The following is a 14164-nucleotide window of genomic DNA, read 5'->3' as shown; positions in this document are numbered from 1 at the left end:
CAAGAGACCTGCCGCGCTCAAGTCAGCAAGTGATAGACACCACCCACCATTGCCTTGACCACTCCCTTCATCTCCAATTCAAAAAGCAAGGCACTCATCCGGTTGACGGGTATGTCCGCTTCCACCACCATCGCATTGATATGGAGGTCTCCCTGCCGCATAAGGATGCGCACAACAAGCTCCTCCTCTTCTGTCAGTTCCGGAAAGAGATTACGCTGAATACCTTCTGTCCGGGCAGGCTGCTCCGCTACGGCCCAGCCCATAATCTGCACAAACTCTTCCGCACTCTGGATAAGGGCGGCCTTGTTGTCGCGTATCAACCGGTTACAACCGATGGAAGATTCGTCCGTAACACGCCCCGGAACGGCAAAGCAGTCACGATGGTATCCCTCCGCCAACTCTGCAGTGATAAGGGAACCTCCCTTTGCGGCAGACTCCACCACAATGGTAGCATCACTCATACCCGCCACAATACGGTTGCGGCTGACGAAATTATGCTTGTCCGGATTCGTCCCGGTAAGGAATTCGGTCAGCAGTCCGCCTTGTGCCAGCATGTCGATGGCTGTTTTCCGGTGGACATACGGATAGATGCGGTCCAGTCCGTGAGCAAGGACAGCAACGGTAGGGAGATGATTTGCCAAAGCGGCCCGATGGGCATGGATATCTATCCCGTAAGCCAGTCCGCTTACTACCAGCACATCGGGACAAAGAACGGCCAAATCGCGCAGGAAGTCGGCACAGAATTGCTTGCCGTAATCGGTGGCACGGCGTGTACCTACCATATCGATGACATGCAGGCGGTTGAAATCGGTGTTTCCTTTAAAGAAAAGTACAATCGGCGCATCCTCACATTCGCGCAAGCGGGAAGGGTAAGCCTCATCCTTCAACGTCAGGCAGGAAAGACGATTCTTCTCTACAAACTCCATCTCCTGCTCGGCACGCAGAAAGGCAGCGGGACAATCAAGAGCCGTCACTACCCCCGGATTCACACCGGGCATGATTTCGGGGAGCTCCTTCCGCCGACTGAATACTTCGGCAGCACTGCCCATACCCTCTATTAAACGCTTTGCCCCGATATGTCCTATACCGGGGCAAAGTGTGAGAGCTATGCTGCAAATCCGTTCGTCACTGTTCATTCCACCACAGATTACACAGATTCACACGGATTGAGATAAGGGGCAAAGAGACGGTCGAACAGTTCGCTATCGCTTAACCGCCCGTTCACCACACATACGGTTTCAACTATGCCTTTGAGACAGACTTTGCCGTCGGAAGCACGGAAGATATCTTGGTAAAAGACGTACTTGATACCCTCCTTCTTCATGTAGAGTTTGGAGACAAACTCGTCACCACTCCTCAGGGGAGTCTTGAAAGCCATATTGATACGTGCCACTACCGGGTCTACCCCCTGCTCGTGCAGTCCGGCAAAGCTGACGCCGGCACTCAACAGAAACTCATGGCGCGTATGCTCCAGATAATGCTGATAATTGGCATTATTGACGATGCCTTGCAGGTCGCATTCATAGTCGCGCACCTTCATGGGAAGTTCATAGATATAATTCATATTTACTATTGGACTATTTACTATTTGATACTTAGCCACGTTGTTTCTCCACATCCAAGCCTTTGAACTTCTTCAGTTCCTCTACGCTGACCAGCTTGTAGAGTTTGTCACTGGGACGTATTTTCACCGATTTCATCGAGAAATGCTGGCCTTTCTTTACAGTCTGCACGGGTTTCAAATCGACGCGTGCCTCGTCCAAAGTGACGAATTCGGCACCCGTTGTGGGACCCGTAATCAGCAACTTGTCGCCTACGCTCACTTCGGCTGCTTCTACCAGGAACTCTGCCACACCGATGTTTGAGAAGTAGCGGATGCCCTTACCCACATAGATTTTACGTTCCGTAGCGGCAGAGCCGTAGTTCTTGGTCCATTCGCCCAAGCGTTGTCCCAGGTAGTAGCCGTCCCAGAAACCACGATTGAAGACCGTCTTCAAACGTTCGTCCCACCGGGCAATTTTCTCATCGGTGAATGTATCGTCCAGATAGGAACGGATGGCTTCTTTGTAACACTCCACTACCGTGCGCACGTACTCGGGTCCGCGGGCACGTCCTTCTATTTTGAAAACACGAACACCTGCATCCAGCATCTTATTCATGAAGTGGATAGTTTTTAAGTCTTTGGGGGACATGATGTATTGGTTGTCCACCTCCAATTCCACATCCGTCTCCTTGTCGCGCACCGTATAACTACGGCGGCATACCTGCATGCAAGCACCACGGTTGGCTGAGTGGTTCATCTCATGCAATGAGAGATAACACTTTCCGCTGACTGCCATGCAAAGGGCACCGTGGCAGAACATCTCTATACGTATCTGCTCTCCGCTGGGTCCACAGATATTCTCCTCACGGATATGGCGGTAGATTTCTGCCACTTGCTCCAGATTCAACTCACGCGCCAGCACCACCACATCGGCAAACTGCGCATAGAAGCGCAGGGCTTCCACGTTGCTGATGTTGAGCTGTGTGCTGAGGTGTACCTCCTGCCCTATCTGCCGGGCATAGCTCATCACTGCCACATCAGCGGCAATGACTGCCGAGATGCCTGCCGCCTTTGCCGCATCTACAATGGTACGCATCAGCGGAATGTCATGGTCGTATATAATGGTATTGACGGTGAGGTAGCTCTTCATGCCATGTTCGTCGCACGTCCGGGCTATTTCCCGCAAATCGTCGATAGTGAAGGTATTTGCCGAACGGGCACGCATGTTCAGGTTCTCGATACCGAAATAGATGGAGTCGGCACCTGCTTGTATGGCTGCTGCGAGAGATTCGCGCGAGCCTACCGGTGCCATGATTTCGAAGTCACTGATTGAGTGTTTCATCATTTCTTTTTGAATTAGAGTACGCAAAGGTAGGCTTTTTTCTGTACTTTTGCGGACAAATCCGCTTAGATTATGAAGATTAAAGATATAGACCTGGGCCCACGCCCCGTATTCCTCGCCCCGATGGAGGACGTCACCGACCCTGCTTTCCGCCTGATGTGCAAGCACTTCGGAGCAGACATGGTATATACCGAGTTCGTTTCTGCCGATGCCTTGATACGCTCCGTAGGCAAGACCCAGCAGAAACTGAACATCAGCGATGAAGAGCGGCCCGTAGCCATACAGATATACGGACGGGACACCGCCACCATGGTAGAAGCCGCCCGCATTGTGGAGCAGGCACATCCGGACACGCTGGACATCAACTTCGGCTGCCCCGTGAAGCGCGTTGCCGGCAAGGGTGCCGGTGCCGGTATGCTACAGAACATTCCGCTGATGCTGGAAATCACTCGTGCCGTGGTAGATGCCGTGAAGATTCCCGTCACCGTGAAGACCCGCCTGGGCTGGGATGCCAACAGTAAAATCATCGTAGACCTTGCCGAGCAGTTGCAGGACTGCGGCATTGCCGCCCTCACCATCCACGGCCGTACCCGCGCCCAGATGTATACCGGCGAGGCGGACTGGACACTTATCGGCGAGGTGAAAAAGAACCCACGCATGCACATTCCCATCATCGGCAACGGTGATATCACCACTCCCCAACGGGCCAAAGAATGCTTCGACCTCTACGGTGTGGACGCCATCATGATAGGCCGTGCCAGCTTCGGCCGCCCGTGGTTCTTTAAGGAAGTGAAGCATTATTTGGAGACGGGCGAAGAACTCCCTCCGCTGAGTTCCGAATGGCGGCTGAACGTACTCCGCCAGGAAGTGGAAGACAGCGTCAACCTGCTGGATGAACGACGGGGCATACTGCACGTGCGCCGCCACCTGGCAGCAAGCCCGCTCTTCAAAGGGATTCCCAATTTCCGCGACACCCGGATAGCCATGCTGCGGGCAGAGACGAAGGAGGAACTGTACCGCATCTTCGAAGAGATAGAACCGTTGCTGCCATAGGAGAAAACCGCATACGATTTTTACCATCGAGTCCGATACTTGAGCAATCATCCTCACGCCCCTTCTTGAATAGCTTCTGAGAGGGGGGCTATTCAGACGCAGATGACACGCTTTGTTGCCATCCGCATAACTCACTGTCTGTCAGCAAGAAATTTTGCCAACCACTTGCCTTGCCCTTGGCAAACTTTTGCCATGCCTATGGCAAAGTTTTGCCAACGCGGTGGCAAAGCCTTGCCAATGGGAAGGCAAAACCTTGCCAACAAGGAGGCAAGAAAAAAAACATTGTTTCTTTGGCAGAAAGAAACAAGTCCCTATATTCGTCTTCCCAAGAAAGAAAGAATCCCATAAATATGTCTTTATGAAAAAGAAAAAACTGCTCAAACAGCTCATCGTAAACTTCCAGCATTCACTTCCGGCAGAAGTTTATCCGCGTACATTGGTATTGCCCACAGACAGTGGAAAGATAATCACCGTGCCCGACTAGCGGAACATCGGCTGCGCAAACCATCGCTTGAACATCCACGTGGCCAGGATATAAATGCCGAAAGCCGATACGAAACCCACGATAGAGTCTATCAGGTAATGTGCCTGGATATAGACCGTAGCCCCGCACAACAGCAGATAGAAAGGAAACAAGCAGGCAAACAGACGCTTGCTGCCACGCCATGCCATAATCATCAGTACCGTAGACATTCCGACGTGCGAACTGGGAAAAGCAGCCGTGGGGCGCTCACCCACCTGCTGGGAACTCTCCACCAGGTTGTAGAAGAAGCCGTGCTCATAGCCCGGACCGGGAAGAAGTTCCTGATGGTGATGGAAATAGTCACCGATGGACGGGAAGATACCTTGCGCCACATGGTCGCTTCCAATGGCGGGGAAGTAGAACTGCGGCCCGGCAACGGGGACGAAGATATAAATAAGGTAATAGATGAAGAAAGCGGTGACGATGACGAACGAAACCTTCTCGAAAAGGTCGAAACGATAAAGGAAATACCACACCACCACCAGCAGAATCATCGGATAATAGAAGAAGTATCCCATATTGAACGGCTCGCTCACCCACATCTGCGGAAACCTTTCACAGAACCATACAGCAGGCTGTCCGCCAAACATCCACTGCTCCACCGACGCGAACACGTGGTCGAGATTGGGGAATATCCGGTTGAACTCAAAGGTGTCGGGATACCAATAGGAAAGCAGTGACATCTGGATGGCTATGCGCACAAAGGCAGAGAACTTGCAGGGTGCCAGCCGGTAAAGATACATCAGCAGGAACGTCATACCCGCAATGACAACACGGTCTGCAAGCATCTGCACCGGATGATCCATTTCCTGAAAAAGAAACAGAATGAGAATGGAAGTCAGCAAATTGTATATCAGCGTAATCTTCTCTACCGCAAAAAGCCCCTTACGGGTTTCTACCCTTTTAAATAAATCTAAAGCCATCCCTTATCCTTATACCAGGCAATGGTTTCCTTTACACCCCGTTCCAGGTCGTACTCAGGACTGAAGCCCAGTTCCTCGACGGCCGGTGTGATGTCACACTGCCAGTTGCGTTGTTTCATTATTCTATACTTGTCCGAATTGAGCGTACTGGTCTTGTTCTGCCGCTTCGCCCAAAATTCAGCGAGCAAAGATACGACTTTCAATACAATTAACGGACATCTCAAGCGAATAACAAACGGATTGCCCAATTCTTTCCTTATCAAATCGGAAAAAGCACGGCTGCTATACACCTTCCCGTCAGCCAGGAAATAGGCGCGGCGGGACACCTGCTTCTCTATCCCGAGGAAGACGGCTTGCACGATATCCTTTACATATACAAACGTCAAGTCCTGGCGGCAGAAGCCTACAGAAAAGTCCGTATGCTGCCGGATGGACTTTGCCATAAGATAATAATCCTTCTCACGCGGCCCGTATACACCCGTCGGCCGGTAGATGACGTAGGGGAAACCCGGAATACTCTGCAAATAAAGTTCTGTTTTCAGTTTACTGAGTCCGTAGGCGGTATTGGGTGAAGGGGGGTCACTCTCCATAATCGGGTCGTAGGTCCTCTCGCGTACCGGGCCGAACACACTCAGCGTACTGATGAAGATAAACTGCTTGGGAATCATGTTCAGCTCCCTCAGCGTATCGATGAAGTATTTGGTCTGCAGATAATTCACCAAATCGAATTCGTTCTTGTCCACACACTTCGTCACACCGGCACAATGGACAATATAATCAAATTTATTGTAGGTCCCTTTATGTCCCGAGAGTTGTGCCCTCAGTTCATTGGGGTGCGCAAAGTCCAGTTCGAGGAAATGTATCTTGCGGTCACGCAGATACTCGCGGCTGCTGGACGAACGTACACCCGCCCACACACCGAACTTGCGCTTCAACGCCTCCTCCACGATGAAACTTCCGATAAATCCGCTTGCTCCTGTAATTAAAATCGATTCCACTTCTTCTGTTACAAATTACTAATTACTTTTCATCCGGTCCGTCACCTTGACGCTCCTTGTGTTACTCTGTCGCCTCGTTACTCTTCTTCACCGGCTCCACATGGATGCTGACCAGTGTTCCTTTGCCGAACTGCCTTTTCAGCTTGTTCTCCACCGCCGTTGCCGTCTCGTGAGCTTCCTCCAGCGAGATGCTGCCATCCATACGCACATGCACCTCGATGGCACAATAACTGCCGATGCGGCGCGTACGAAGGTGATGCGGCGAGCTGATACCGGGAAAAGAAAGAATCGTCTTCAGTATCTCATCCTCCACCTCGACGGGCAACGATTTCTCCAACAGTTCGTCCACACACGGTATCAACAACTGCACGGCCACCTTCATAATGAAGAAGCTGACAATAACTGCTGCCACCGGGTCCAACACCCGCCAATGGTCACCCAAAAGAATGGCGCCACCTATACCCGCTGCCGTGCCTATGGACGAAAACGCGTCACTCCGGTGATGCCAGGCATTGGCAACAACCGCCTGCGAATTCAACTTCCTGCCCTTGAATACGGTATATTGATAAAGCACTTCCTTGAAAACGATGGATACCAATGCAGCCACCAGTGCCAGTATACCGGGTTCCTGCAGAGAGCCGCCTTGCAGGAAGCGGTAAATGGAGGAAGCCCCGTTCCAGAAAATGCCGAATCCCACAAACAACAGAAAAATACCGATAATGGCAGTTGCCAGCGTCTCGTACTTGCCATGACCGTAATCGTGTCCTTCATCTTCGGGCTTTGCCGAAATGCGCACAAAAACAATGACAATAATATCTGTAATGAAATCCGACAAAGAATGTACCGCATCCGCCAGCATGGCGGCACTGTGACCTACAATACCTGCAAAGAATTTGAAGACAAGCAAGAGAAAGTTTACCACACTTCCCACAACCGTCACCCGGTAAATGTCTTTTTCCCGTGTGGCATCTACTTTTTTGTTCAGAGTTTGCATTTCCATCTGCTTTTCGTCTAAGGTACAGCCTATCTTCACTTTGTGTGCAAATATAGTACATAAATCCATTACAATCTGTCGTTCCTTCATTATTTTCAATAGAATGATAATATTTTGAAGTCTGAGTGAACGAAGGAACATATTTATTTGTTTACTTTGCAAGAGGTAATCACCACAGATTACACAGATTGACACAGAATCTCTATTTATACATAAAATACATCATAACATTATGGCCAAAAAGAAAGAAAAGAAAGCCGGCAAACGCATGAAGAAGAAAGAGCTCGTCAAAGTACTGCTGGAATTCTTCCACACAAAGCAAGACGAAGTATTATCCCTGAAATACATCTTTGAACAACTCCACCTCACCACACATCCGCTGAAGATGCTGTGCATGGACATCTTGTCCGAACTGTCGATGGACGACTACATCACAGAAGTGGACAAGCACAAATACAAGCTGAACAACCACGGCGTGGAAATGACCGGAACCTTCCAGCGCAAGAGCAACGGCAAGAATTCCTTTATACCGGAAGGTGGAGGCGAACCGATATTCGTGGCCGAACGCAACTCGGCACACGCCATGAACAATGATAAAGTGCGTATCGCCTTCTATGCCAAGCGTCGCGGACGCGAAGCCGAAGGAGAAGTCATCGAGATACTGGAACGTGCCAACGACACCTTCGTGGGTACCCTGGAAGTTGCCAAGTCATACGCTTTCCTTGTAACGGAAAACCGTACGCTTGCCAACGACATCTTCATCCCCAAAGAAAAGTTGAAAGGCGGCAAGACGGGCGACAAAGCCATCGTAAAGGTGGTGGAATGGCCCGACAAAGCCAAGAACCCCATCGGCCAGGTAATCGACATCCTGGGGCGCGCAGGAGACAATACCACCGAGATGCACGCCATCCTGGCGGAATTCGGCCTGCCCTATGTCTACCCCGCTGCCGTAGAGAAAGCTGCCGACAAGATACCCGCCGAAATCTCCGCCGAGGAAATAGCCCGACGTGAGGACTTCCGGGGTGTGACCACCTTCACCATCGACCCCAAGGATGCCAAGGACTTCGACGACGCCCTCTCCATCCGCAAACTGAAAGGGGGACTTTGGGAAGTAGGCGTACACATTGCCGACGTGACCCACTACGTGAAAGAGGGCGGCATCATAGACAAGGAAGCCGAGAAGCGTGCCACATCCGTCTACCTCGTAGACCGCACCATCCCAATGCTCCCCGAACGGTTGTGTAATTTCATCTGTTCACTCCGCCCCGACGAAGAGAAGCTTGCCTACTCCGTCATCTTTGAAATGACGGAAAAAGGCGAAGTGAAGAACTCACGCGTGGTACATACCGTCATCAAGAGCGACCGCCGCTTCACCTACGAAGAAGCCCAGGAGATTATAGAAACCGGCAAAGGAGACTTCCAGGAAGAGGTGCTCCAACTGGATAAGCTTGCCAAAATACTGCGTGAGAACCGCTTTAAGGCAGGAGCCATCAACTTCGACCGCTACGAAGTGAAGTTCGAAATTGACGAGAAGGGCAAACCCGTCAGCGTCTACTTCAAGGAGTCGAAAGATGCCAACAAGCTGATAGAGGAGTTCATGCTGCTTGCCAACCGCACCGTAGCCGAAAAGATAGGCCGCGTGCCCAAAGGCAAGAAAGCCAAAGTGTTGCCATACCGTATTCACGACCTCCCCGACCCGGAGAAGCTGGACAACCTGGCACAGTTCATCGCCCGTTTCGGCTACAAGCTGCGTACCAGCGGTACAAAGACCGACATCTCCAAGTCCATCAACCACCTGCTGGACGACATCCAGGGCAAGAAGGAGGAGAACTTGATTGAAACCGTCTCCATCCGCGCCATGCAGAAGGCACGCTACTCCGTGCATAACGTGGGGCACTATGGTTTGGCTTTCGATTACTATACCCATTTCACCTCGCCCATCCGCCGCTATCCGGATATGATGGTACACCGTCTGCTCACCAAGTACTTGGACCAGGGAGGCCGCACCGTGTCCGAACAGAAATACGAAGCCCTCTGTGAACACAGCAGCAGCATGGAGCAGATAGCCTCCAACGCGGAACGCGCCTCCATCAAGTACAAGCAAGTAGAATTCATGACCGAACGCCTGGGACAGACCTTCGACGGCGTCATCTCCGGCGTAACGGAATGGGGACTCTACGTGGAGCTGAATGAGAACAAGTGCGAAGGCATGATTCCTATCCGCGACCTCGACGATGACTATTACGAATTCGACGAAAAGAACTACTGCCTGCGCGGACGCCGCAAAAATAAAATTTATAGTCTGGGAGATGCCATTACCATTAAGGTGGCACGCGCTAACTTGGAAAAGAAGCAGCTGGACTTTGCACTGGTGTAACCTCACCCCCGACCCCTCTCCGAAAGAGAGGGGAGAGGAGAGCAATGAATTGAAAACTTGCGAAACTTGAGTGAAGTGAAATAAAGAATAACCCTACAATATTAAATATCCCCACTTCCCCACTCCCCTCTCTTTCGGAGAGGGGCCGGGGGTGAGGCTTTGCACATGAAGACAATTACTATTACAGACCCTACACAGATTGAGGAAATTATCCGTAAATGCCCATACTGCATAGTGGGCATCACAGACCTTGAAGGAAACCCATATACGGTTCCCATGAACTTTGCCTATCAAGACGGGGTAATATACTTGCATTCCGGCCCGGAAGGCAGTAAAGTGGAGATGGTAACAAAGCACCCGCAAGTTTGCATCACCTTCTGCGAAGGACACGAGCTGGTTTATATGCACCGGCAAGTGGCATGCAGCTACAGCATGAAGTCGCGCAGTGTTATCTGTCGTGGGAAAGTACACTTCGTGGAAGACATGGAAGAGAAGCGACGCGTACTCGACATGCTGATGAAGCAATATACGGAAAATGAATGCAAATATGCTGAACCCGCCGTACGCAATGTCAAGATATGGGAAGTAAAAGTAGAGAAAATAAGCTGCCGGTCATTCGGGTTAAGACCAAGCGAACTATAAATACCATCTGCCGGTCACCTGCTCCACATTGATGGAGCGGATAACCGGCAGAAATATTTACTTTTACAACGGATATTCCTCAAATGCATACAACAGCGTCGAAAGATACCGTTCTCCCGTATCGGGCAGCAGCGCTACAATCGTCTTTCCTTCATTCTCGGGCAACCGTGCCAAGCGGGTAGCTGCAGCAACGGCAGCTCCCGAAGAGATGCCGACCAGCAGTCCCTCATACTTCGCCAGTTCGCGACCCGTACGGATGGCGTCATCATTGGATACCAGCAGCACTTCGTCTATCACGGCACTGTTATAGTTCTTCGGCACAAATCCGGCACCGATACCTTGTATTTTATGGGGACCGGGCTTCCCACCGGAAAGTACGGGAGAATCTTCGGGCTCCACAGCCACAATCCTTACCTTTGGGTTATTGGCTTTCAAGGCTGCACCCACACCACTCACTGTGCCTCCCGTACCTACACCGGCCACGAAAATATCCACCCGGCCGTCTGTATCACGCCAGATTTCTTGTCCGGTAGTACGCTCGTGCATTGCCGGATTGGCAGGGTTGTCAAATTGCTGTAGAATCAGCGAGCCGGGGTTGGCGGCTTTCAGTTCTTCGGCACGGGCTATGGCGCCTTTCATACCGTCGGCACCCGGAGTCAGTACCAATTCCGCACCGAGGGCTTTCAAAAGGTTGCGGCGTTCCAAGCTCATTGTGTCGGGCATCGTCAGTATCAGCTTGTAACCTTTGGCAGCGGCCACAAAAGCCAGCCCTACGCCCGTATTCCCACTGGTAGGTTCGATGATGGTAGCACCGGGCTTCAACAGTCCTTTTGCCTCGGCATCTTCTATCATGGCAAGCGCCACGCGGTCCTTCACACTGCCGGCGGGGTTAAAATATTCCAATTTGGCGATAACACGGGCTTTCAGACGCTTATTCTTGTTATAATTATTCAACTCCAGCAAGGGAGTGTTGCCTACCAGGTCGGTAAGGCGTTCTGCTATCTTCTTCATAATCCAACTGTTTTTAAATTCCTCATTCCCCTAAGGGAAAAGACTAACAATCCGGAGTGGAACGAGGTATGTTATTTCTTACAAGACAAAAGTAGCGCAAAATTGGTTCGTAGAAAATACCACAAATATGGTAAATACGTACTATAAATGAGGGATATGTAGGATATTTGACGAGTATTTCCTATCTTTGTTGCCACTTTTAAACTTAAGGATATCATAATGAGTCCACTCAACTTTACCCACATTTTGACACAAGCAGTCGATGAGCTATCGGAAAGCGAATCATACAAAGGACTGTTTCACCAGCATACGGACGGCAACCCGCTGCCTTCGGCAAAAGTGCTGCGCGACATCATCGAACTGGCGCGAGCCATCATCTTCCCCGGATATTTCGGAAATTCTACGGTCAACAGCCGTACGGTGACTTACCATATCGGTGTCAATGTCGAACGCTTGTTCGACCTGCTGACCGAGCAAATCCTTGCCGGCCTCTGCTTTGCAGGCGACGGCGAATGCAACTGTTGTACCGAGCTCCAACGGGAAGAAGCCGCCTTATTGGCTGCCAAGTTCATCAGCAACCTGCCGGCAATGAGACGTACACTCGCCACAGATGTGGAAGCCGCCTACAACGGTGACCCCGCCGCACAGTCGTTCGGCGAAGTCATCAGCTGCTATCCGGCCATCCGCGCCATCAGCAACTACCGCATCGCACACGAGTTGCTCAAGTTGGGTGTTCCCCTCATTCCCCGCATCATCACCGAGATGGCGCACAGTGAAACGGGAATCGATATCCATCCAGGAGCGGAAATAGGTGGTTATTTTACCATCGACCACGGTACGGGTGTGGTAATCGGCGAGACCTGCATCATCGGCAACAACGTGAAGCTGTACCAGGGTGTGACCCTCGGTGCCAAGAGCTTCCCGCTAGACGAAGACGGCAAGCCCATCAAGGGTATTCCCCGCCATCCCATTCTGGAAGACAATGTGATAGTCTATTCCAACGCCACCATATTGGGACGCATCACCATCGGACAAGGAGCCACCGTAGGCGGCAATATCTGGGTGACAGAAGATGTTCCCGCAGGAGCAAGGATTGTACAGACAAAGGCCAAGAAGTAAGTCACAAACAACCAATAAACAATTAAAATCGTAAATAACTCAAATCAGCAGTTCAAGTAGTTAAATGGTTATCAGCCACTAATGAGAGAAACGAGTGACAACTACCCAGATTGCCGATTCACATAAAGTAAATGCATAGATGAGCGAACAATCTTTTGAAATGATTGCCAAAACCTTCCAAGGACTGGAAGAGGTACTGGCACAAGAGCTGACTGCACTGGGCGCCAACGAAATAGAAATAGGCCGCCGCATGGTATCTTTCAGTGGTGATAAGGAAATGATGTACAAGGCAAACTTCTGCCTGCGTACAGCCATCCGGATACTGAAACCCATCAAACACTTCACAGCCAAGGATGCCGACGAGGTTTACGAACAGATTAAAGCCATCCGATGGGAAGACTATCTGGATACGGACAAGACCTTTGCCGTGGACGCGGTTGTATTCAGTGAAGAGTTCCGTCATTCCAAGTTCGTTTCCTACAAGGTGAAGGATGCCATCGTGGACTATTTCCGCGAGAAGACCGGCGAACGTCCCGGCGTGCGTGTCAACAAACCGGACGTGCTGCTGAACATACACATTGCCGAAACCAAATGTACGCTGTCTCTCGACTCCAGCGGCGAATCGCTGCACCGCCGCGGTTATCGCCAGGAAGCAGTAGAGGCCCCGCTGAATGAGGTGCTGGCCGCCGGCATGATATTGATGACCGGCTGGCGTGGCGAATGCGACCTGATAGACCCGATGTGTGGTTCGGGAACCATTCCCATCGAAGCGGCGCTGATTGCACGCAACATCGCTCCGGGCGTATTCCGCAAGGAGTTCGCTTTCGAGAAGTGGGTGGATTTTGACCAGGAGCTGTTCGACACGATATACAATGACGACAGCCAGGAACGTGAATTTACGCATAAGATATACGGTTACGACAACAGCCCGAAGGCAAACGAAATTGCCACACACAATATAAAGGCTGCCGGCGTAAGCAAGGACGTGGTATTGAAGCTGCAACCTTTCCAGCAATTCGAGCAACCTGCGGAGAAATCCATCATCATCACCAATCCTCCCTACGGTGAGCGTATCTCTACCAACGACCTGCTGGGCCTTTACTCCATGATTGGCGAGCGTCTGAAACATGCCTTTACGGGCAACACCGCATGGATTCTTTCTTACCGGGAAGAGTGCTTCGACCAAATCGGGCTAAAAGCCACCTCCAAGATACCTTTATTCAATGGTGCGCTGGAATGCGAATTCCGCCAGTACGAAATCTTCGATGGAAAGTACAAGGAATTCCGTGCCGAAGGCGAGGAGTTGAGCAAGGAGCGCAAAGAATTTCGTCCGGCTTCTGGGGAACGGAAAGAGTTCAAACCCGGAGAAAGACGCGAATTCCGTCCCCGATTCAGTGGAGAGAGACGTGAATTCGGTAGCGAAAGACGCGAGTTCAACGGCGAACGCAGACCAAGAGAATTCAAGGACGGCGAAAAGCGCGAATTCCGTCCGCGTGAAAGAAGAGAGTTCAAGGATGGGGAAAGACGGGAGTTCAGACCGAGGGAAAGACGTGAATTCGGTGGAGAACGCAGAACAAGGTCGGGTGAGTCTTACCCGGAAAGCAAAAGAAGAGAGGCGGGAAAGAAGGAAGAAGAATAA

14 protein-coding genes are annotated in these 14164 nt (G+C 51.2%); 7 read left to right on the top strand and 7 right to left on the bottom strand.

Annotation, left to right across the window (positions count from 1 at the left end; translation table 11 throughout):
* Positions 1 to 17: 17 nt before the first annotated feature.
* The 3 genes from dprA to ACESTD_RS09560 are packed head-to-tail and all read right to left on the bottom strand — an operon-like array spanning position 18 to position 2888.
* On the bottom strand, positions 18 to 1136 hold the full coding sequence (gene dprA, locus ACESTD_RS09570) for a DNA-processing protein DprA (RefSeq protein ID WP_005834286.1): 1119 nt from the start codon (positions 1134 to 1136) through the stop codon (positions 18 to 20).
* Positions 1137 to 1147: 11 nt separating this feature from the next.
* Complete coding sequence (locus ACESTD_RS09565) at positions 1148 to 1564, bottom strand: thioesterase family protein (protein ID WP_005834284.1); 417 nt, start codon at positions 1562 to 1564, stop codon at positions 1148 to 1150.
* Positions 1565 to 1595: 31 nt separating this feature from the next.
* Entirely contained in the window at positions 1596 to 2888 is a 1293-nt protein-coding gene (locus tag ACESTD_RS09560) for a peptidase U32 family protein (protein WP_005830944.1), read from the bottom strand.
* Positions 2889 to 2957: 69 nt separating this feature from the next.
* Between ACESTD_RS09560 and dusB the strand changes: the two genes are divergently transcribed.
* The 3 genes from dusB (at position 2958) to ACESTD_RS09545 (ending at position 4422) form a co-directional block, all read left to right on the top strand.
* Positions 2958 to 3938 carry a tRNA dihydrouridine synthase DusB gene (gene dusB / locus ACESTD_RS09555; RefSeq protein ID WP_005834282.1) on the top strand — a complete coding sequence of 327 codons (981 nt, stop codon included), beginning with the start codon at positions 2958 to 2960 and terminating at the stop codon, positions 3936 to 3938.
* Between the two features lie 102 nt (positions 3939 to 4040).
* Positions 4041 to 4286 (top strand): hypothetical protein, encoded by a 246-nt coding sequence (locus ACESTD_RS09550; RefSeq protein WP_055288301.1) that lies wholly within the window; start codon positions 4041 to 4043, stop codon positions 4284 to 4286.
* Between the two features lie 10 nt (positions 4287 to 4296).
* The gene (locus ACESTD_RS09545) at positions 4297 to 4422 is read left to right on the top strand and encodes a hypothetical protein (RefSeq protein ID WP_005834280.1); all 126 of its coding nucleotides are present in this window, start codon (positions 4297 to 4299) and stop codon (positions 4420 to 4422) included.
* On the opposite strand, the gene ACESTD_RS09540 is transcribed toward ACESTD_RS09545, so the two are convergent.
* The 3 genes from ACESTD_RS09540 to ACESTD_RS09530 all read right to left on the bottom strand — a co-directional run bounded on the left by ACESTD_RS09540 (position 4419) and on the right by ACESTD_RS09530 (position 7382).
* Positions 4419 to 5384 carry a phosphatase PAP2 family protein gene (locus ACESTD_RS09540; protein WP_005830954.1) on the bottom strand — a complete coding sequence of 322 codons (966 nt, stop codon included), beginning with the start codon at positions 5382 to 5384 and terminating at the stop codon, positions 4419 to 4421. The two genes, ACESTD_RS09545 and ACESTD_RS09540, sit on opposite strands and share 4 nt — an antisense overlap.
* Positions 5375 to 6382, bottom strand: a complete 1008-nt coding sequence (locus ACESTD_RS09535; protein WP_005830955.1) for an NAD(P)-dependent oxidoreductase — start codon at positions 6380 to 6382, stop codon at positions 5375 to 5377. The genes ACESTD_RS09540 and ACESTD_RS09535 overlap by 10 nt, the downstream gene beginning before the upstream one ends.
* Positions 6383 to 6443: 61 nt before the next feature.
* Positions 6444 to 7382, bottom strand: a complete 939-nt coding sequence (locus tag ACESTD_RS09530; RefSeq protein WP_057098047.1) for a cation diffusion facilitator family transporter — start codon at positions 7380 to 7382, stop codon at positions 6444 to 6446.
* A 226-nt stretch (positions 7383 to 7608) separates the two neighbouring features.
* Between ACESTD_RS09530 and rnr the strand changes: the two genes are divergently transcribed.
* Positions 7609 to 9753, top strand: coding sequence for a ribonuclease R (gene rnr, locus ACESTD_RS09525; protein ID WP_005830959.1), 2145 nt, complete (start codon positions 7609 to 7611; stop codon positions 9751 to 9753).
* A gap of 165 nt (positions 9754 to 9918) precedes the next feature.
* Positions 9919 to 10395 (top strand): pyridoxamine 5'-phosphate oxidase family protein, encoded by a 477-nt coding sequence (locus tag ACESTD_RS09520; RefSeq protein ID WP_035457531.1) that lies wholly within the window; start codon positions 9919 to 9921, stop codon positions 10393 to 10395.
* A 63-nt stretch (positions 10396 to 10458) separates the two neighbouring features.
* Here the strand turns inward: ACESTD_RS09520 and cysK are convergent, their stop codons facing one another.
* Entirely contained in the window at positions 10459 to 11406 is a 948-nt protein-coding gene (gene cysK / locus ACESTD_RS09515; RefSeq protein WP_022400956.1) for a cysteine synthase A, read from the bottom strand.
* Between the two features lie 219 nt (positions 11407 to 11625).
* Here cysK and epsC point away from each other — a divergent pair, with 219 nt between their 5' ends.
* Positions 11626 to 12525, top strand: a complete 900-nt coding sequence (gene epsC / locus ACESTD_RS09510) for a serine O-acetyltransferase EpsC (RefSeq protein ID WP_005830965.1) — start codon at positions 11626 to 11628, stop codon at positions 12523 to 12525.
* A 139-nt stretch (positions 12526 to 12664) separates the two neighbouring features.
* Entirely contained in the window at positions 12665 to 14164 is a 1500-nt protein-coding gene (locus ACESTD_RS09505; protein ID WP_009037570.1) for a THUMP domain-containing protein, read from the top strand.

This window comes from Bacteroides sp. AR20, from assembly GCF_964250605.1.
GTDB lineage: Bacteria > Bacteroidota > Bacteroidia > Bacteroidales > Bacteroidaceae > Bacteroides > Bacteroides uniformis.
This window is presented reverse-complemented; position numbering and strand designations above follow the sequence as displayed.